This is a genomic window from Nocardia sp. NPDC051981, from assembly GCF_040680715.1.
GTDB lineage: Bacteria > Actinomycetota > Actinomycetes > Mycobacteriales > Mycobacteriaceae > Nocardia.
This window is the reverse complement of record NZ_JBFAXK010000052.1, coordinates 1-19,287: the sequence shown is the minus strand read 5'-3', so window position 1 is coordinate 19,287 and position 19,287 is coordinate 1. Positions and strand designations below refer to the sequence as shown.

The following is a 19,287-nucleotide window of genomic DNA, read 5'->3' as shown; positions in this document are numbered from 1 at the left end:
TCATCAGGCGCTCCTCGTCCAACCTCGTTTCCCAGGCCCTTGGGGCTCCGGGTCGGTGTCCGTGTCGCTCTGACCTGGAATAAGTTACGTGTTGCGACGAACCAAAGTCAAATCGGCTGTCTACCTGCGCTTTTCCGGCACATCGGATGAGCGGCACGAACACGTCGAAGAGCGCGCGGCTCCGAATACCTCCCCACAACACTGCCTATGGGTAAGGAGGTCTCGTGGCCGCAGCTGTTCGGGCGCGGACGGAGAGTCGCGAGGATCGGTCCGGAGTTCTGTATGCGGTGTCGCGAGCGACGGACGCCGCGCGAGCCGGCGACGTCGAGACCGCGGCACTACTACTGCGGGAGGCCGAACGGCTGGTGGGGAGAGAAGACACCACAGGCAAACCGACTGCCTACGTCACCGGAAAGCGGCCCCTGCGGGCCGCGTTGACAAGCATCACAGCAGCAACGATCGTCGGAGTGCGCCGTCTGACGGGGTTCTGTGCGTCATCTCGGTCTTACCCAAGGTGGTTGGCCCGGGCTCACCAGACTCCGGGTCGGGACGAAGGAGTCTGCGTGAAGTCAACGGTGGGCGAGCGAACGCCCGGCGATCGGGTGGGTGGGGCGGACGGCCTCGTCTATGTCGTGTTCATTACCGCTGCGGCGGCCATGGGTGGGTTTCTGTTCGGGTATGACAGCTCGGTCATCAACGGTGCGGTCGAGGCGATCCGCGATCGGTACGACATCGGGTCGGCGACATTGGCGCAGGTGGTGGCCATTGCATTGATCGGGTGCGCGGTGGGGGCGGCGATCGCGGGGCGGATCGCGGACCGGATCGGGCGCATCTGGTGCATGCGGATCGCGGCGACGCTGTTCACCTGTAGTGCGATCGGGTCGGCGTTGCCGTTCGCGCTGTGGGATCTGGCGATGTGGCGTGTGATCGGTGGCATCGGGATCGGGATGGCATCGGTGATCGGGCCCGCGTACATCGCCGAGGTGTCGCCGCCGGCGTATCGCGGGCGGCTGGCGTCGTTCCAGCAGGCGGCCATCGTGATCGGTATCGCCACTTCACAGTTGGTGAACTTCGCGATTCTGAAGATGGCGGGTAGTGAGCAGCGCGGTCACATCGCAGGGCTGGAGGCCTGGCAGTGGATGCTCGGGGTGATGGTGGTGCCGGCGGCGCTGTACGGGCTGTTCTCGTTCACCATTCCGGAGTCACCGCGGTACCTGATCTCCATCGGTAAGACCGACAAGGCCAAAGAGGTGCTGGCCCAGGTCGAGGGCGGCAAGGTGAATCTGGACGAGCGGGTGGCCGAGATCGAGCGGGCCATGCACAGTGAGCACCGTTCGACGTTCAAGGATCTGCTGGGCGGCGGGTTCGGGTTCCTGCCGGTGGTGTGGATCGGTATCGGGCTGTCGGTGTTCCAGCAGCTGGTCGGCATCAATGTCGTCTTCTACTACTCGGCGACGCTGTGGCAGTCGGTGGGCATCGACCCGTCCAGTTCGTTCTTCTACTCGTTCACCACCTCGATCATCAATATCGTCGGCACCGTGATCGCCATGGTGCTGGTCGACCGGATCGGGCGGAAACCGCTGGCGCTCATCGGATCTACGGGCATGGCGATCGCCCTCGCACTGGAAGGCTGGGCGTTCTCCTACAAGTCCGGGTCCGGGAACAACGTGAGCCTGCCGCACACCCAGGGCATCGTGGCGCTCGTCTCCGCACACTGCTTCGTGCTGTTCTTCGCCATGTCGTGGGGTGTCGTGGTGTGGGTGCTGCTCGGCGAGATGTTCCCCAACAGGCTGCGCGCCGCCGCGCTCGGCGTCGCCGCGTCGGCGCAGTGGATCGCCAACTGGGTCATCACGGCCAGCTTCCCCAGCCTGGCCGACTGGAACCTGTCGGGGACCTACGTCATCTACACCGCCTTCGCTGTCCTCTCGATTCCCTTCGTGCTCAGGTGGGTTCCGGAGACGAAGGGCAAGGCGCTGGAAGAGATGGGATGACCCGCTATTTGAGGATCTTGGTGATCTGGCCGGCGCCGACTGTCCGGCCACCTTCCCGGATGGCGAATTTGAGGCCGATCTCCATGGCTATGGGTTGGATGAGAACCACCTCCATGGAGACGTTGTCACCTGGGAGGACCATTTCCACTTCCTTCGGAAGGGTCACCACGCCGGTGACATCCGTTGTGCGGAAGTAGAACTGGGGGCGGTAGTTGTTGAAGAAGGGGGTGTGGCGGCCACCCTCCTCCTTCGAGAGGATGTAGGCCTGGCCTTCGAACTGGGTGTGGGGTGTGACCGAACCCGGCTTGATGACGCACTGGCCGCGCTCCACATCTTCGCGGCGGACACCACGCAGGAGAAGGCCGACGTTCTCGCCGGCTTGGCCCTCGTCGAGCAGTTTCCGGAACATCTCGATACCGGTCACGGTGGTCTTCGTGGTCTTCGGGCGGATGCCGACGATCTCCACCTCCGCGTTGACCTTCAGGACGCCGCGTTCGATGCGGCCGGTGACGACGGTGCCGCGGCCGGTGATGGTGAAGACGTCCTCGATCGGCATGAGGAAGGGCTTCTCGACTTCGCGGGTGGGGGTGTCGATCCAATCGTCGACGGCGGCCAGGAGTTCGGTAATGGTATCGCCCCACACGCCGGTCGGGTTCTCCAGCGCCTGGTAGGCGGAGACGCGGACGATGGGGGTGTTGTCGCCGTCGAATTCGTATTCGCTGAGCAGATCGCTCACCTCGAGTTCGACCAGTTCCAGGATCTCCTCGTCCTCGACCATGTCGCACTTGTTCAGTGCCACCACCATTTTCGGGACCCCGACCTGGCGCGCCAGGATGACGTGCTCCTTGGTCTGCGGCATCGGTCCGTCGGTGGCCGCGACCACCAGGATGGCGCCGTCCATCTGGGCGGCACCGGTGATCATGTTCTTGATGTAGTCGGCGTGGCCGGGGCAGTCGACGTGCGCGTAGTGGCGGTTCTCCGTCTGGTATTCCACGTGGGCGATGGAGATGGTGATGCCGCGCTGCCGTTCCTCAGGTGCCTTGTCGATGGCCTCGAAGGGTGTGAAGGGATTCAGATCCGGATATTTGTTGTGCAGGACCCTGGTGATCGCCGCGGTGAGAGTGGTCTTGCCGTGGTCGATGTGGCCGATGGTGCCGACATTGACGTGCGGCTTCGTCCGCTGGAACTTCGCCTTCGCCACTGGGAACCTCCTGTGCGCCCGCGCGATTCGAGAGGGCACCGGGGGGTGGGAACACCGCGAAGTCATGCCCGACGGCGGTGTCTGTTCCAGGGTATTCAGCCGCTGGCCCGCAAAGGTCGAGAACAGCCCGAACCGGACGTACAGGACTGTTGACGGGCGGTGTTCCGCTCGGCGAGTCCCCGGGAGACGCGCCGAACCCGCCTCGGGTGAGCAGGGGAAGTAACGTGGGCGGTTATGACAGCTGTTGCAGATCGTTCGCTCGGACCGGAACTCGTACGCACCGTGAGCATCGGGCAGGCCGACGTCCTCGTCATAGGCCTCATCTCGACGGATGACGGGCCGGTGATCGCGCCCGCCGACGCCTTCGAGGATGTGCTGGACGGCGAGACCCGGGCCGCGCTGCTGACTGCGCTGCAGGCGGTCGGGGCCAAGGGGAAGGGCGAGGAGGTCACGCGGGTGCCGGCTCCGGCCGGGCTGGGCGTGGACTGCGTGCTGGCGGTCGGGCTCGGGGCCGAGGACAAGCTCGACGCGGAGCAGGTGCGCAAGTCGGCCGGTGCGGCCGGGCGGGCGCTGACCGGGGTCGCGACCGCGGTCACCACACTGTCGGGGCTGGACCTCGGCGCGGCGGCCGAGGGCTTCTACCTGGGCGCGTACCAGTTCACCACGTTCAAGTCCGCCAAGACCGCGCCCAAGGAAGACGATCAGCCGGTCAAGCGCGTCGAATTCCTGGTTCCCGAACCTGGATTCGGGGAAGAGGCGCTGTTCCGGGCGCAGGCCGTCGCCGAAGCCGTCGCCACCGCGCGGGATTTCGTGAACACCCCGCCCAACGACCTGTTCCCGGCCGAATTCGCCAACCGCGCAGCGGAATTGGCCAAGGCCGCGGGCCTGCAGGTGGAGATCTTGGACGAGAAGGAACTCGAATCCCAGGGCTACGGCGGCATTCTCGGCGTCGGCAAGGGCTCCTCGCGGCCGCCCCGACTGATCCGCATCACCTACGCGGGCGGCGACCCCAAGGTCGCGCTCATCGGCAAGGGCATCACCTTCGACACCGGCGGCATCTCCATCAAGCCCGCGGCGAACATGGAGAATATGACCTCCGACATGGGCGGCGCGGCGGCGGTCATCGCCACCACCCTGCTGGCGGCGCGACTGAGCCTGCCGCTCACCGTCATCGCCACCGTTCCCATGGCCGAGAACATGCCGTCGGCCACCGCGCAGCGGCCCGGTGACGTGCTCACCCAGTTCGGCGGGACTACCGTCGAGGTCATCAACACCGATGCCGAGGGCCGGCTGATCCTGGCCGACGCGCTCGTGCGCGCGGGACAGGACGAACCCGACTATGTCATCGACGTCGCCACCCTCACCGGTGCGCAGATGGTCGCGCTCGGCACCCGCACCCCCGGCGTCATGGGCACCGACCTCTTCCGCGACCGGGTGGCCCGCATCTCGCAGGCCGTCGGCGAGAACGCCTGGGCCATGCCGCTTCCCGCCGAACTGCGCGCCGACCTGAACTCCAAGATCGCCGACCTGCAGAACGTCGCGCCGCACCGCTGGGGCGGCATGCTGTCGGCCGGGCTGTTCCTCAAGGAGTTCGTCTCCGAGAGCGTGCAGTGGGCGCACCTGGATGTGGCCGGTCCCGCCTACAACACCGGCGGGCCGTTCGGCTACATCGGCAAGGGCGGCACCGGCGTCCCGGTCCGCACCCTCATCGCGACCCTCGAGGACATCGCCGCCGAATAGGCGACGGCCGGACTCTGCTATGACGCCCGCCCCGCTCTATGCGGCGGCGGGCGTTGTCCGTAATGGCGCGAAATCGGTTCGCGTTACGCAGCAATTACGTCACCCATAGGGCAATCTTCCGAATGGCCCTGATGTTCCACTTCAATGCGCGGGTGCGCGAGATTCTCCGGGACAAGAAGGGGTGGCACCTCTCCGCTGTCCCCGGCCTCGCCCCCTCGGATCGGTCAGAATCGTCGGATGAGCGATGTCCAGGTTGCAGGCATGTCGATGAGGGAGCACGTCACCGACGCGGTCCGGTTGATCGTGCCGCCCGCCGGTCACACCCACGGGCCGCTGCCGCCGTTGCTGCTCGCGCTGACGGTGGTCACCGGATTGGTGGATGCCTTCAGCTATCTCCAGTTGGGGCATGTGCTGGTCGCGAATATGACCGGCAATGTGGTGTTCTCAGGTTTCGCGCTGGGTGGCGCGCCCGGATTCGTTTGGTGGGCATTGCTTCTGGCCATTGTCGCGTTCCTGATCGGCGCGCTCGCCGGGGGACGGCTGCGCGCCCGGGTCGGGGCGCACCGCGGCCGTCACCTGAATGCGGCAGCATGGGCCGAGTTTGTGCTGGTCATCGCAGCCTTCATGATCGCGCTGGGGGCCTCGCGCCCGTATCACGACTGGTCGCTGGCGCTGCTGATCGTGTTCCTGGGACTCGGGCTGGGCCTGCAGAACGCGACCGCTCGCGCCCTCGCCGTGCCCGATCTGACCACCACCGTGCTGACCTTGACCCTCACCGGCATCGCCGCCGACAGCGCGCCCGCGGGCGGATCGGGGAGCCGCATCGGCCGTCGTGTCGTCCCTATTGCCGCCATGTTCCTCGGTGCGGCGATCGGCGCCGCCCTCGTCGTCCACCAGGCCGCGCCCGCGGCACTCGGGGTGGCGGCGGGCCTGCTCGCGTTGGTCGTGGTGGCAACTCACCTCAGCAAGCGCTCGATCGAGAGCTGGACCCGCTGAGTCAGCGCGGCGGACAACGCCGTTCAGAGTCAGAAGCCCTGGGCGGCGCGGCGTTCGAGAATGCGGCGGCGGGCATTGTGGTCGCGCATGCGCTGGGGGTAGCCGACTCGGCGGGTGTCGTAGACCGGGATGTTCAGGGTGGCGGAAAGGCGTTGGGCTCCGCGTTCGCCGACTACGCGTCGAGTCCATTCACCGTCGTGGGCGACCAGGACGACCGAGACGTCGGACACCGTCGTGCACGGCTCGACGAAAGCCTCCACGCCGTAATGGCTTCGGGTCCAGGCGGCGAGATGCGCCATCGCCTCGGGGTCGGCATCACCCCGGCGCGCGGTACCGCTGCGCCCGAACAGATCCAGGAAACCCATCCCCGGCTACCTCCTCTCCGGCCACGGAAAGACCGCCGGATAATTTGATAGTGCCAGCTCGCGGACCGTTCGCCAGTCCCCCGGCCAACTCCTAAGCAGCCCCACAGAATCCGTTCAGCGCCAGCTCAGCCCAGTGCCGGCCCCCGCGCCCGGGGACGACCCCCGAAGCGCGATTCGGCGAGCCCGGTGGTGCACTCGGCAATTCAGGGCCGGTGAGGCGATGCCGCGGGCGGCCAAATCCATGCGCCGACACGAGAGGCGCGCGAACGGGTACTCGCGCGCGCCGACGGCGCCCATCGACATGGCGGCAAAGCCGTCGGCATCCTGCACGCCCTCAACCGATTCACCGCTCGCCCGCGAATTCAGCACTCCCCACCCCGCAACCGCCACACTCCCCGCGGGTGCCCCCGGCCATCCGGTCCGCGGGCGTCGGTGGCGCGGCCAGCTAGCTGACCGCTATCCCACTCGGCGCGACTTCGACTCCCGTCTACCGGCACCCCGAAAAGCGGTGCCACGCGCAAACGTGATACGTCTCATGCCGTTCCCGCCAATTCACGCTCACGCCAGGGAGATCTCTTGCTCACGCGGGGGATCGCGACACTGAGAGGTCGGCGCAACGGCCGCCCTGTGACACGCCGCACCCGGACGAGTGCAAGGATGGGTGGCTGGAACAAGAACCAACACGGATCTCCGGTGCCGCAGAATGATCGGTGGCCGTCGGGACGACATCGCGACCCGCGGTGCCATGCCCGCGGAGAGACGAACTGTTTAACCCGACGAGCAGTCAGAGGAGTCAACGGACATGACCTTCTCCGTCCAGATGCCGGCTCTTGGTGAGAGCGTCACCGAGGGCACTGTGACCAGGTGGCTGAAGCAGGAAGGAGACACGGTCGAGGTCGACGAGCCGCTGCTCGAGGTCTCCACCGACAAGGTCGACACCGAGATCCCGTCCCCGGTCGCAGGCGTTCTCACGAAGATCGTCGCCCAGGAGGACGACGTGGTCGAGGTCGGTGGCGAGCTCGGCGTGATCGGCGAGGCCGGTTCCGCTCCGGCCCCGGCCGCCGCCCCGGCACCCGCCGCCGCCCCGGCCCCGGCGCCCGCGCCGGCCCCCGCACCCGCCCCGGCCCCGCAGCCGGTCGACGCCGCTCCGGCGCCGGCCGCCGCCGCGCCCGCCCCGGCCGCTGCCGCCTCCGGCACCCCGGTCAAGATGCCCGAGCTCGGTGAGTCCGTCACCGAGGGCACCGTCACCCGCTGGCTGAAGCAGGTCGGCGACCAGGTCGCCGTGGACGAGCCGCTGCTCGAGGTCTCCACCGACAAGGTCGACACCGAGATCCCGTCGCCGGTCGCCGGCACCCTGCTGGAGATCTCCGCGCAGGAGGACGACGTGATCGCGGTCGGCGGTCAGCTGGGCGTCATCGGCAGCGGCGTTGTTGCGGCCGCACCGGCTCCGGCCCCCGCACCCGCTCCGGCCCCTGCCCCGGCACCCGCGCCCGCCCCCGCTCCGGCTCCGGCCGCTGCAGCTCCGGCCCCCGCGCCCGCCCCGGCCCCCGCACCGGCTCCCAAGCCCGCTCCGGTTCCGGCCGCGGCCACCCCGGCCGAGGAGTCCTCCACCAACGGTGGTCCCTACGTGACCCCGCTGGTGCGAAAGCTGGCCGCGGAGAACAACGTTGACCTCGCGACCCTCACCGGTTCCGGTGTCGGTGGCCGCATCCGCAAACAGGATGTGCTCGCCGCCGCGGAGGCCAAGAAGGCTCCGGCCCCCGCCGCTGCCGCGCCCGCCGCCGCTGCTCGGGTCGCCCCGGCCGCTGCCGCGCCCGCACCGCGTCCGTCGCTGTCGCACCTGACCGGCACGGTCCAGAAGGCCAGCCGCATCCGGCAGATCACCGCGACCAAGACCCTGGAGTCGCTGCAGACCACCGCGCAGCTCACCCAGGTGCACGAGGTCGACATGACCAAGATCGCCGCGCTGCGCAACCGCGCCAAGGCCGCGTTCAAGCAGCGCGAGGGCGTGAACATCACGTTCCTGCCGTTCTACGCCAAGGCCGTCATCGAGGCGCTGGCCGTGCACCCGAACGTGAACGCGTCCTACAACTCCGACACCAAGGAGATCACCTACCACTCGGTGGTCAACCTGGGTATCGCGGTCGACACCGAGCAGGGTCTGCTCTCGCCGGTCATCCACAATGCCAACGACCTGTCGCTGGCCGGACTGGCGCGTGCCATCGCCGATATCGCCAACCGTGCGCGTACCGGCGGCCTGAAGCCGGACGAGCTGGCCAACGGCACCTTCACCATCACCAATATCGGCTCCCAGGGCGCCCTGTTCGACACCCCGATCCTGCTGCCGCCGCAGGCCGCCATGCTGGGCACCGGCGCGATCGTCAAGCGCCCCATGGTGATCAGCGACGACGGCAACGAGTTCATCGGCATCCGCTCGATGGCCTACCTGCCGCTCACCTACGATCACCGCCTCATCGACGGCGCCGACGCGGGTCGCTTCCTGACCACCGTCAAGCACCGGCTGGAAGAGGCCGCGTTCGAGGGTGACCTCGGGCTCTGATGCCGGAAACGGGCGGCAGGATTGATCGGATGAAAGTCGTGATCGCCGGTTCGTCCGGGCTGATCGGGACGGCGCTCGTCGCGGCTCTGCGCCGCGACGGGCACGAGGTCACCCGCCTCGTGCGCCGTCCCGTGCACGCCCGCGACGAATTCACCTGGGACCCCGTCCGTTCCAATCTGGACGACCGTGCGCTGCGTGGCGCCGACGCCGTGGTGAACCTCTGCGGCGCGGGCATCGGGCAGCGGCGCTGGACCGGCAGCTACAAACAGGAGCTGCGCGACAGCCGCATCGTCCCCACCGATGTGCTGGCCGCCGCGGTCGCCGCCGCGGGCGTGCCGACGCTGGTCAATGCCAGCGGCGTGCACTACTACGGCGGCGATCTCGGCGACCGCGTCGTCACCGAGAGTTCCCCCGCCGGAACGGGTTTCCTGGCCGGCCTGTGCGCCGACTGGGAGGCCGCCACCGTACAGGCCGCCGACGCCGGCGTGCGCACGGTGCTACTGCGCTCGGCGGTGGTGCTGGCCCGGCACGGCGGCATGCTCGAAATGCTGTATCCCCTCTACTATCTCGGCCTGGGCGGGCGGCTGGGCAGCGGCCGCCAGTACGTGCCGTGGATCTCCCTCGACGACGAGGTCGGCGCGATCAGCTACGCGCTCACCCACGAAAGCCTTTCCGGCCCGGTCAATATGGTCGGTCCCGCGCCGGTCACCAATGCGGAGTTCACCCGCGCGCTGGGCCGCGTCATGCACCGGCCGACGCCCCTGATGGTGCCCGCGTTCGCGCTGCGGCTGGCCGTGGGCGAGTTCGCCGAAGAGGCAATCCTGCACGGCCCCAGGGCGATTCCCACCGCGCTCGAAGCCGCCGGATACCCCTTCCAGCACCCCACCATCGGCGCGGCACTGTCCGCGACGCTCGGTCAGTCCGGCTGATCCGGCCGATTGCGGTGGGCGCGGCGCACGTCACAGCGGGCCCGTCGATACCGTGTGGAACGTGACCAATCATCCGTCCGACCTGCTGGTGCGGGATGCGCGCGAGAGCGATCTCCCCGAGATCCTGGTGATCCACAACAACGCCATCGCCGAGACCACCGCCATCTGGGATACCGACCTCGCCGACCTGGACGAGCGCAAGGCCTGGTTCGCGGCGCGGACCGGAGCCGGACATCCGGTGCTGGTGGCCGAGATCGACGGCAAGGTCGCGGGGTACGCCAGTTACGGGCAGTTCCGGCCGAAGTCCGGGTACCGGTTCACCGTCGAGAACTCGGTGTACGTGTCAGATATATTCCAGCGGCGCGGAGTGGCCACCGCGCTGATGACCGAGCTGCTGGCTCGGGCGCACCAGGGTGGCGTACACACCGTGATCGCCGCGATCGAGTCGAGTAACCGCACGTCGATCGCCCTGCACGAGAGATTCGGGTTCCGGATCGTCGGGCAACTGCCAGAGGTCGGGCACAAATTCGGCCGTTGGATGGATCTCACACTGATGCAAACCGTTCTCAATGAAGGGGTAACGTCGCAGCCGTGAGCACGAGCAGTACGGCCACCGCACCGTTACCCAGCGCGGTATCGGCCCGCTTCGACGGCACACCCCTTTCCGTCGAAAATCTGGGCCTCATCGACTATCAGGAAGCCTGGGAGCTTCAGCGCGCCATCGCCGCCGAACGCGCCGACGGCATCGGGCAGGACCGGCTGCTCTTGCTGGAACACCCCTTCGTCTACACCGCCGGCCGGCGCACCGAGCCGCAGGATCTGCCCTTGGACGGCAGCCCGGTCATCGAGGTGGATCGCGGCGGGAAGATCACCTGGCACGGACCTGGGCAACTGGTCGGCTATCCGATCGTCCGGCTGGCCGAGCCCGTCGACGTGGTGGCCTACGTACGCCGGCTGGAGGAAGCGCTCATCGCCGTCTGCGCACAGCTCGGACTGGAAACCGGCCGGGTGGAAGGCCGTTCGGGCGTGTGGGTGCCGGCGACGGAGTCCCAGCCCGAGCGCAAGGTCGCGGCCATCGGCGTGCGCGTCCAGCGCGGGGTCACTCTGCACGGCCTGGCGCTGAATTGCAATTCCAGCCTGGACGGCTTCAATGCCATTGTGCCGTGCGGGATTCGCGATGCCGGGGTCACCACCCTGAGCCGCGAACTCGGGCGCGAGGTAACCGTCGACGAGGTGCGTCCGCTGGCAGCCGATGCGATCGCGCGCGCCCTCGATGGCGATCTGAAGGTGGCCGACCACACCATCTCCCACTGCGTGAAGACGTCGGCCGAATGCCCGGAACCGCTTCCCGCATCGACGACCGATCAGCTCCCGGTGGTGCCGCGAACCGTGCCCGCCAAGGCCGAATGATCATGAGCGTAGGGTGAACCAAGTGACCTCTGTCGATACCCCGGCATCCGATAACACGGCCGCACCCAATGGCCGCAAGCTGCTTCGCATCGAGGCTCGCAACGCCGAGACCCCGATCGAGCGCAAGCCCTCGTGGATCCGCACCCGCGCCACCATGGGACCCGAGTACACCGAACTCAAGGGTCTGGTGAAACGCGAAGGGCTGCACACGGTTTGCGAGGAAGCCGGGTGTCCCAACATCTTCGAGTGCTGGGAGGACCGCGAGGCCACCTTCCTCATCGGCGGTGAGCAGTGCACCCGTCGCTGCGACTTCTGCCAGATCGACACCGGCAAACCCGCCGCCCTGGACCGGGACGAGCCGCGGCGCGTGGCCGAGAGCGTGCAGGCCATGGGGCTGCGCTACTCGACCGTCACCGGCGTCGCGCGCGACGACCTCGAGGACGGCGGCGCGTGGCTGTACGCCGAGACCGTGCGCGCCATCAAGCGGCTCAACCCGCACACCGGCGTCGAGCTGCTGATCCCGGACTTCAATGCCGTGCCCGAGCAGCTGGCCGAGGTCTTCGAGTCCCGCCCGGAGGTGCTCGCGCACAACCTGGAGACGGTGCCGCGCATCTTCAAGCGCATCCGGCCGGCCTTCCGCTACGAGCGGTCGCTGGCGGTCATCACCGCCGCGCGCGAGGCCGGTCTGGTCACCAAGTCCAACCTCATCCTGGGCATGGGCGAGACCCCGGAGGAAGTCACCCAGGGCCTGCGCGACCTGCACGAGGCGGGCTGCGACATCATCACGATCACCCAGTACCTGCGGCCCTCCCCGCGCCACCACCCTGTCGACCGGTGGGTGAAGCCGGAGGAGTTCGTGGAGCACTCCAAGGCCGCCGAGGCCATGGGCTTCGCCGGGGTGATGGCCGGTCCGCTGGTCCGCTCGTCCTACCGTGCGGGTCGCCTCTACGCCCAGGCCATGCGTCACCACGGTCGCGAGATCTCGCCGGAGATGGCCCATCTCGCCGAGGAGGGCAGCGCGGCGCAGGAGGCGACCAGCGTGCTGGCGCGCTTCGGCTCCTAGCCGATCGAATTCGCGCACTGTGGCCCGGACGCACCGTCCGGGCCACAGTCGTTTTGCGACACCTCGCCAGGTGAACGGCGGGTATCGGCGCGCCATCCAAATCGGTTCGGTCGATTCGTGGACGCGTGCGCGGCGCTGGTGGGAAGCTCGAAGGACCGCATTGATCGACCCCGGGAGCGAGCCATGGTCGAGCGAACGACGACGTCGCAAGGTGTCAACGGCAGGGTGGTCGTGGCCGAAAGGCCGGCCGATATACGGAATGTGGTGCTGGTAGGCCACAGCGGGTCCGGGAAGACCACGCTGGTGGAGGCGCTCGCCGTGGCGGCGGGGGCGGTACTCCGGGCCGGGCGGGTCGAGGACGGCACCTCCGTCTCGGACTACGACGACATCGAGCAGCGACAACACCGGTCCGTGCAACTGTCGGTGGTGCCGATGGGCTGGGACGACGTCAAGGTCAATCTTCTCGACACCCCCGGCTACGCGGATTTCGTCGGGGAACTCAGGGCCGGTCTGCGAGCGGCGGACGCGGCCCTTTTCGTGCTCTCCGCCGCCGCGGGCGTGGAGGGCGTGAGCGGGGCGACGCTGGCACTGTGGGAGGAGTGCGCGCGCGTCGGCATGCCGCGCGCCATCGTGCTCACCCATCTGGACACCGCACGCGCGGACTTCGAGGACATGACCGAGACCTGCCGCCAGATTCTGGGCGGCGGGCGAGCGGAAAGCATACTGCCACTGCATCTTCCGGTGTACGGGCCCAAGGGGGCCGACGGGCACCGGCCGGTGACCGGGCTGATCGAACTGCTCACCCAGCACGTCTACGACTACGCCACCGGGGAACGCGTGGAAACGCCCGCCTCCGAGGAGCAGCGGGAGCAACTGGAGGAGGCGCGCAACCGGCTCATCGAGGGCATCATCGCCGAGAGCGAGGACGAGACCCTCATGGACCGCTACATCGGCGGCGAGGAGATCGACCTGGCCGCGCTGGTCGCGGACCTCGAAAAGGCGGTGGCGCGCGGCAGTTTCCATCCGGTGCTGATCGCCGCACCGCCGCCGGAGGGCGCGCGGCAGGGGCTCGGCACGGTGGAGATCCTGGATCTGATCACGCGCGGATTCCCCACGCCCGCCGAACATCCCGTGTCCGCGACCGGGTCCGGCGGCAAGGCCGCCGCGCTGGCCTGCGATCCCGCCGCGCCGCTGGCCGCCGAGGTGATCCGCACCGCCTCCGATCCCTATGTGGGCCGGTTGTCGCTGGTGCGGGTGTTCTCGGGCACACTGCACGCCGACGACACCGTGCACGTGTGCGGGCACGGACAGGGCGACAATGGTGATCACGATGCCGACGAACGCGTCGGCGGGGTGTCCGCGCCGTTCGGCAAGCAGCAGCGGCCACTGCCACAGGCCATCGCCGGGGACATCGTGTGTGTGAGCAAGCTGTCGCACGCCGAGACCGGGGATACGTTGTCCGCCAAGGATTACCCGCTCCTCATCGAGCCGTGGTCCATGCCCGATCCGCTGCTGCCGGTGGCCGTGAAGGCGCACAGCAAGGCCGACGAGGACAAGCTCTCGCAGGGCCTGTCCCGGCTGGTCGCCGAGGATCCGACGGTGCGGCTGGAACAGAACCCCGACACCCATCAGCTGGTGCTGTGGGTCCTGGGCGAGGCGCATCGCGATGTGGCGCTGGAACGACTGCGGTCCCGGTTCGGGGTGCAGGTGGATGTCATCGACCACCGGGTGGCGCTGCGCGAGACCTTCGCCACCCAGGCGTCCGGGCGGGGGCGGCATGTGAAGCAGTCCGGCGGGCACGGGCAGTACGCCATCTGCGAGATCGAGGTGGCGCCGCTCCCCGAGGGGTCCGGGGTCGAGTTCGTGGACAAGGTGGTGGGCGGAGTAGTTCCGCGCCAGTTCATTCAGTCGGTCGAGAAGGGCGTGCGCGCCCAGGCCGCGCGCGGTGTGGCGGCGGGATATCCACTCGTGGATGTGCGGGTGACGCTGTTCGACGGGAAGGCGCACTCGGTCGACTCCTCGGACGCGGCCTTCCAGATGGCCGGGGCGCTGGCCCTGCGGGAGGCGGCCGGAGCGGCGCGCATCAACCTGCTGGAGCCGATATCCGAAGTGCACGTGGTGGTGTCGGACGACTACGTGGGACCGGTGCTGGTCGATCTGTCCAGCCGTCGGGGCCGGGTGCTGGGCACCGAGCCGGTCGGGCTGGGGCGCACCGCGATTCGCGCCGAGGTGCCGGAACTCGAGCTCAGCCGTTACGCCGTGGACCTGCGCTCACTGGCGCACGGCGGGGCCACCTTCACCCGCGCCTACGCGCGGCACGAGGCCATGCCCATGCAGCTGGCGGAGTCGATGCGGGACAAGGCCGGGAGCAACGGCTGAGTTCGGCCGATCCGGCCGCCACCGATCCCACTGGGTGAGATGAGGGCCGTCGCCGCGGTACCGACCGCTCGCTGTCGCGATGATCCCGTCGCGAACCGGGCGCACCCGGCCATTAAGCTGGACGCCATGGCAGCAGGCAAGGGCGGTAATCCGTCGAAGGAAGCGAAGGCCGCGGCGAAGGCGGCGCGCAAACAGGCGTCGAAGGAGCGCCGCCAGCAACTCTGGCAGGCATTCCAGATGCAGCGCAAGGAAGACAAGCTGCTGCTGCCGCTGATGATCGGCGCCCTCGTCGGCGTGACCGTGCTGTTCCTGGTGATCGGCCTGATCTTCGGCCTGCAGTGGTTCCTGCTGCCGATCGGTCTGCTGCTGGGCGCGCTGGCTGCGTTCATCATCTTCGGCCGCCGGGTCCAGAAGAACGTGTACGCCAAGGCCGAGGGCCAGGCCGGCGCGGCCGCCTGGGTGCTGGACAACCTGCAGGGCAAGTGGCGGGTCTCCCCCGGCGTCGCCGCCACCACCCAGCTCGACGCCGTGCATCGCGTGGTCGGCCTGCCCGGTGTCATCCTGGTCGCGGAGGGTTCGCCGCAGCGCGTGAAATCCCTGCTCGCGCAGGAGAAGAAGAAGGTCTCCCGCCTGGTCGGTGACACCCCGATCTACGACGTGGTGATCGGCAACGAGCAGGACCAGGTGCCGCTGAAGGAACTGCAGCGCTACTTGACCAAGCTCCCCCGCAATATCGACGCCAAGCGCATGGACCTCATCGAGGGCCGGCTGTCCGCGCTGGCCACCCGCGGCGGCCCGGCCCTCCCCAAGGGCCCGCTGCCGAGCGGCGCCAAGATGCGCGGCGTGCAGCGCAGCATCCGCCGCCGCTGACCCACCGGAACCTTCGAGGCCCGCGTCCCCAGGACGCGGGCCTCGTTCGTTTCCGAAATGCGTTCGGCCACAAGGCCTGACGCTCTCGCGCAGGCGGGGTCGTACCGGAGGATCAGCCGACGTGGCGAGAGAGGAAGCGGACGACGTCCGGGGTGACGGTGCGCCAGTACTCGTCGGCGTGCGTGCCCGGGGTGACCAGGCCAACCTCGGGGTGGGCGGTGGCGATGTAGCGGCGGCAGCCGTCGATGAAGCGGTCGCGGTCGCCGCACCACACGCCGACGGGGGCCGGGCCCGCCTTGTCGAGGTTGCGCAGCGGGTCGAGTGCCGCCCACTGATCGGCGTCGATGAACGCGTTCCGTTTGGCCATTTCGGTCCACGAGGTGAGCAGCCCCGGCGACATGGTGGCAACCGCGTTCAGCGGCCGGCCCTGCTCGAAGCGGCGGCGCGAGTACACCAGCGCACCGAAGCCGCCCATGGAGGTGCCGGTGCAGGCGAACGGCAGGCCGCCCGGTGCGCCCAGGCGTCGTTGTGCCAGCCAGCCGGGAACCTCGTTGAGCAGCATGGACATTGGATCGTCGCCGGTGCCGTGGTCGTGCCAGTAGTTGTCGCCGCCGTCGAGGGCCACGAAACCGAAGGCCGGGGACAGCCGGGTGGCGACGCCGGCGGCCAGTACGTCGCCGATATTGCCGACGGCCGCGGTGCGGGCGGTGCCGTGCAGGCCGTGGAGCAGCAGCGACACGGGCAGGTTCTCGGTGGGGACGCCGGGCGGCAGGATGGTGACCAGGTCCACGTCGCGTCGGCGGGCGGCCGAGTAGACCCGTTCCACCCGGACGACGGGGGTGATGCCGGCCGCGGTCTGCCCGATCTCCGCCGGGTCGACCGCCGCATTGCCGCCCGCGCTGACAGCCGCGCACGCGCCGGCCAGGCCGAGCAGGCCGGTGGTCGCGAACAGGGACCGCCGGCTGATTCTCCACGCGGCAGCCGGGTAGCCCTCGACCATCGATCCTCCATCAGCACAACATCAGCTATCTGCCCGACGTCAACCTGGCGGCTGCGTCACGGCAAATCGCCGTCACCATACCGATCTAAAGCAAACTGCGGTGAACATTTGGCAACGTCCTGCCGCACACTGCACCAACAGCACCGCAGGTCACAGGCCCGGCGTAGGCTGAGCGCGCGCTGTGCTGGGTTTCGAATCAATCCGCGCGGAAGTCCGCGGCGCGGGTCAGCGGCTGTAGACGAGAGCGGTGCCGGTGGCGCGATCGTGCATGCCGCGGCCGTCGCTGTCGGTGAACAGGGCGGGGATGACGAACAGCAGGATGAGCTGCCGGACCAGGGCGCGAATGAAACCGACCGGCGCGTCAGCATCGACCCGGCTGACCCGCAGCTTCAGGAAGTACTGGCCGGGCGTGAAGCCGAACAGCGTGACCGCGGCGATCCCCAGCACGAACCACACCAGCAGCGTCGGCGTCGACAGTGCCTGGGTGATGACCTCGAAGTGCGAGGGCGGTTGCTGGCCCTTCGGAATGGTCATCTTCGAGATGATGTGCTCGGCATCGGGCCGCACGATGATCGCGGCCAGGCCCATCGAGATGAACCAGTCGACGAGCAGCGCCAGGACGCGGCGGGTGAAGGGGGCGAGCGCGCCGCGTCCGGACGGCGGCAGGCCGAGTTCCTTGCCCTGGTAGTCACCGGGCGGGTTGTCTCCGGATTCGGCGTTCGGTCCGGACAGCCAGGAGCCGGTGATACGAGCCATGGGCCCAGCTTATGCGGCGTCGGCGGGCCGGTTTCGCGCCCCTGCCGGTCGGGGTGCGAGTACGGAACCATATATGGGTGCGGCCAAGCCGTTCACCCGGTCGCGGACAGGCGCGCAATCGCTCGGCATCCGAGATTGCCAGGTGGATGCCGAACGGTGAGGATTGTCACGATGGCCGGGCCGGAGTTGGCAAGGCTCCTGATTTTTCAGAGTCTTAACAGTCACTTCGGGCAGGTCGGTGGCAGGATGTCCCTGCTGGTCGAGCATTGCTCGGCGACCGCTGCGGCGTCTTCGCGAACCCGGGGGCACCGCCGAACCCCCGGCCAGCAGTGCGTGTAACACTGGCGAAACACAGCCTTGATTGCAGGGAAACACCGCGTCCATACCGTGTGGTCGCGACGAACCCATGCAGTCACCACTGGCTGGGAACCGATCCGTAAGGAGTACTAAGTGGCGTTCAGCACGGCCGACGAGGTCATCAAGTACATCAAGGAGGAGGAGGTCGAATACGTCGACGTTCGGTTCACCGACCTCCCCGGTGTGCAGCAGCACTTCTCGATCCCGGCGAAGGCGTTCACCGCTGATCTCGCCGAAGAGGGCCTCGCCTTCGACGGTTCGTCGGTACGCGGCTTCCAGTCGATCGACGAGTCGGACATGCTGCTGCTGCCCGATTACAGCACTGCCCGGGTCGATCCCTTCCGTGCCGCGAAGACGCTGAACATGAACTTCTTCGTGCACGACCCGTTCACCCGCGAGGCCTACTCCCGCGACCCGCGCAACATCGCGCGTAAGGCCGAGGAGTACCTGCGTTCGACCGGCATCGCCGACACCTGCTACTTCGGTGCCGAGGCCGAGTTCTACATCTTCGACTCGATCCGCTACGACTCGGCCATGAACGGCGCCTTCTACGAGATCGACTCGATCTCGGGCTCCTGGAACACCGGCGCCGAGTACAACGCCGACGGCACCCCGAACCGTGGCTACAAGGTCCGCAACAAGGGTGGTTACTTCCCGGTTGCCCCGTACGACCACTACGTCGACCTGCGCGACAAGATCTCGACCAACCTGCAGAACGCGGGCTTCGACCTGGAGCGCGGCCACCACGAGGTCGGCACCGCCGGTCAGGCCGAGATCAACTACCGCTTCAACACCCTGCTGGGCGCCGCTGACGACCTGCAGCTGTTCAAGTACATCGTGAAGAACACCGCGTGGCAGGAGGGTAAGACCGTTACCTTCATGCCGAAGCCGCTCTTCGGCGACAACGGCTCGGGCATGCACGCCCACCAGTCGCTGTGGAAGGACGGCAAGCCGCTGTTCCACGACGAGTCCGGCTACGCGGGCCTGTCGGATCTGGCGCGTCACTACATCGGCGGCATCCTGCACCACGCCCCGTCGCTGCTGGCGTTCACCAACCCGACCGTGAACTCCTACCACCGTCTGGTGCCGGGCTACGAGGCCCCCATCAACCTGGTGTACTCGCAGCGCAACCGCTCGGCCGCGATCCGCATCCCGATCACCGGCTCGAACCCGAAGGCCAAGCGCATCGAGTTCCGCGCGCCGGACTCCTCGGGTAACCCGTACCTGGCCTTCGCCGCCATGATGATGGCCGGCCTGGACGGCATCAAGCGCAAGCTGGAGCCGCTCGCCCCGGTCGACAAGGACCTCTACGAGCTCCCGCCGGAGGAGGCCAAGAACATCCCGCAGGCCCCCACCTCGCTGGCGTCGGTCATCGACCGCCTCGAGGAAGACCACGACTACCTCACCGAGGGTGGCGTGTTCACCGAGGACCTGATCGAGACCTGGATCGACATCAAGCGCACCCAGGAAATCGCGCCCGTCAACCTGCGGCCGCACCCGTACGAGTTCGAGCTGTACTTCGACGTCTAAGCCTGACCTGCGCGTATACGCCTGATTCGGGCGTACGGTACGCATATCACGTTGTAGACCGAATCCGGGTCGGCATGCCGTTCGGTATTGAGCCGGAAGAACTCCCACCAGCCGTTCGGGTACAGCGCCGCGATGGGCGC

At 68.2% G+C, this 19,287-nt stretch carries 14 protein-coding genes and 1 pseudogene; 11 read left to right on the top strand and 4 right to left on the bottom strand.

Translation table 11 applies throughout. From position 1 onward, the window contains the following. The first annotated feature begins 563 nt into the window (after positions 1-563). Positions 564-1,991, top strand: coding sequence for a sugar porter family MFS transporter (locus AB0L60_RS41815; protein ID WP_364626305.1), 1,428 nt, complete (start codon positions 564-566; stop codon positions 1,989-1,991). Between the two features lie 4 nt (positions 1,992-1,995). Here AB0L60_RS41815 and tuf read toward each other — a convergent pair whose 3' ends face one another. Then, a complete protein-coding gene (gene tuf, locus AB0L60_RS41810) occupies positions 1,996-3,192 on the bottom strand; it encodes an elongation factor Tu (RefSeq protein WP_364626302.1) in 1,197 nt (398 codons plus the stop codon). Between the two features lie 234 nt (positions 3,193-3,426). Here tuf and AB0L60_RS41805 point away from each other — a divergent pair, with 234 nt between their 5' ends. Next, positions 3,427-4,932, top strand: a complete 1,506-nt coding sequence (locus AB0L60_RS41805; protein ID WP_364626300.1) for a leucyl aminopeptidase — start codon at positions 3,427-3,429, stop codon at positions 4,930-4,932. A 237-nt stretch (positions 4,933-5,169) separates the two neighbouring features. Beyond that, the gene (locus tag AB0L60_RS41800) at positions 5,170-5,928 is read left to right on the top strand and encodes a YoaK family protein (protein ID WP_364626296.1); all 759 of its coding nucleotides are present in this window, start codon (positions 5,170-5,172) and stop codon (positions 5,926-5,928) included. A 29-nt stretch (positions 5,929-5,957) separates the two neighbouring features. Here AB0L60_RS41800 and AB0L60_RS41795 read toward each other — a convergent pair whose 3' ends face one another. After that, entirely contained in the window at positions 5,958-6,293 is a 336-nt protein-coding gene (locus tag AB0L60_RS41795; protein ID WP_364626293.1) for an oxidoreductase, read from the bottom strand. Positions 6,294-7,095: 802 nt separating this feature from the next. On the opposite strand from AB0L60_RS41795, the gene sucB reads away from it, so the two are divergent. From sucB to AB0L60_RS41760, 7 genes and pseudogenes are all read left to right on the top strand, one after another. Beyond that, positions 7,096-8,853: a 2-oxoglutarate dehydrogenase, E2 component, dihydrolipoamide succinyltransferase gene (gene sucB / locus AB0L60_RS41790; RefSeq protein WP_364626290.1), complete on the top strand. Its 1,758-nt coding sequence runs from the start codon at positions 7,096-7,098 to the stop codon at positions 8,851-8,853. Positions 8,854-8,882: 29 nt separating this feature from the next. Continuing rightward, a complete protein-coding gene (locus AB0L60_RS41785; protein WP_364626288.1) occupies positions 8,883-9,782 on the top strand; it encodes a TIGR01777 family oxidoreductase in 900 nt (299 codons plus the stop codon). A gap of 82 nt (positions 9,783-9,864) precedes the next feature. Continuing rightward, a complete protein-coding gene (locus tag AB0L60_RS41780) occupies positions 9,865-10,377 on the top strand; it encodes an N-acetyltransferase family protein (RefSeq protein WP_364626307.1) in 513 nt (170 codons plus the stop codon). Then, positions 10,374-11,093 (top strand): annotated as a pseudogene (gene lipB, locus AB0L60_RS41775) (lipoyl(octanoyl) transferase LipB); the annotation flags it as partial. The gene AB0L60_RS41780 and the pseudogene lipB, both read left to right, overlap by 4 nt. A gap of 121 nt (positions 11,094-11,214) precedes the next feature. Next, on the top strand, positions 11,215-12,255 hold the full coding sequence (gene lipA, locus AB0L60_RS41770; protein ID WP_354838470.1) for a lipoyl synthase: 1,041 nt from the start codon (positions 11,215-11,217) through the stop codon (positions 12,253-12,255). 183 nt (positions 12,256-12,438) lie between these two features. Continuing rightward, positions 12,439-14,634 carry an elongation factor G-like protein EF-G2 gene (locus AB0L60_RS41765; protein ID WP_364626285.1) on the top strand — a complete coding sequence of 732 codons (2,196 nt, stop codon included), beginning with the start codon at positions 12,439-12,441 and terminating at the stop codon, positions 14,632-14,634. Positions 14,635-14,760: 126 nt separating this feature from the next. Continuing rightward, on the top strand, positions 14,761-15,504 hold the full coding sequence (locus AB0L60_RS41760; protein ID WP_364626281.1) for a DUF4191 domain-containing protein: 744 nt from the start codon (positions 14,761-14,763) through the stop codon (positions 15,502-15,504). A gap of 112 nt (positions 15,505-15,616) precedes the next feature. Here the strand turns inward: AB0L60_RS41760 and AB0L60_RS41755 are convergent, their stop codons facing one another. Then, positions 15,617-16,504, bottom strand: coding sequence for an alpha/beta hydrolase-fold protein (locus tag AB0L60_RS41755; protein ID WP_364626278.1), 888 nt, complete (start codon positions 16,502-16,504; stop codon positions 15,617-15,619). Between the two features lie 225 nt (positions 16,505-16,729). Beyond that, positions 16,730-17,260: an RDD family protein gene (locus tag AB0L60_RS41750; RefSeq protein WP_364626275.1), complete on the bottom strand. Its 531-nt coding sequence runs from the start codon at positions 17,258-17,260 to the stop codon at positions 16,730-16,732. Between the two features lie 450 nt (positions 17,261-17,710). Between AB0L60_RS41750 and glnA the strand changes: the two genes are divergently transcribed. Next, positions 17,711-19,147: a type I glutamate--ammonia ligase gene (glnA, locus tag AB0L60_RS41745; protein WP_364626272.1), complete on the top strand. Its 1,437-nt coding sequence runs from the start codon at positions 17,711-17,713 to the stop codon at positions 19,145-19,147. Positions 19,148-19,287: the final 140 nt, after the last annotated feature.

Bases quoted from the DNA above. Each gene is read 5' to 3' on its own strand.
- AB0L60_RS41805 (WP_364626300.1), top strand. From the start codon at position 3,427: ATGACAGCTGTTGCAGATCGTTCGCTCGGACCGGAACTCGTACGCACC.
- AB0L60_RS41800 (WP_364626296.1), top strand. From the start codon at position 5,170: ATGAGCGATGTCCAGGTTGCAGGCATGTCGATGAGGGAGCACGTCACC.
- AB0L60_RS41795 (WP_364626293.1), bottom strand. From the start codon at position 6,293: ATGGGTTTCCTGGATCTGTTCGGGCGCAGCGGTACCGCGCGCCGGGGT.
- sucB (WP_364626290.1), top strand. From the start codon at position 7,096: ATGACCTTCTCCGTCCAGATGCCGGCTCTTGGTGAGAGCGTCACCGAG.
- AB0L60_RS41785 (WP_364626288.1), top strand. From the start codon at position 8,883: ATGAAAGTCGTGATCGCCGGTTCGTCCGGGCTGATCGGGACGGCGCTC.
- AB0L60_RS41765 (WP_364626285.1), top strand. From the start codon at position 12,439: ATGGTCGAGCGAACGACGACGTCGCAAGGTGTCAACGGCAGGGTGGTC.
- AB0L60_RS41760 (WP_364626281.1), top strand. From the start codon at position 14,761: ATGGCAGCAGGCAAGGGCGGTAATCCGTCGAAGGAAGCGAAGGCCGCG.
- AB0L60_RS41755 (WP_364626278.1), bottom strand. From the start codon at position 16,504: ATGGTCGAGGGCTACCCGGCTGCCGCGTGGAGAATCAGCCGGCGGTCC.
- AB0L60_RS41750 (WP_364626275.1), bottom strand. From the start codon at position 17,260: ATGGCTCGTATCACCGGCTCCTGGCTGTCCGGACCGAACGCCGAATCC.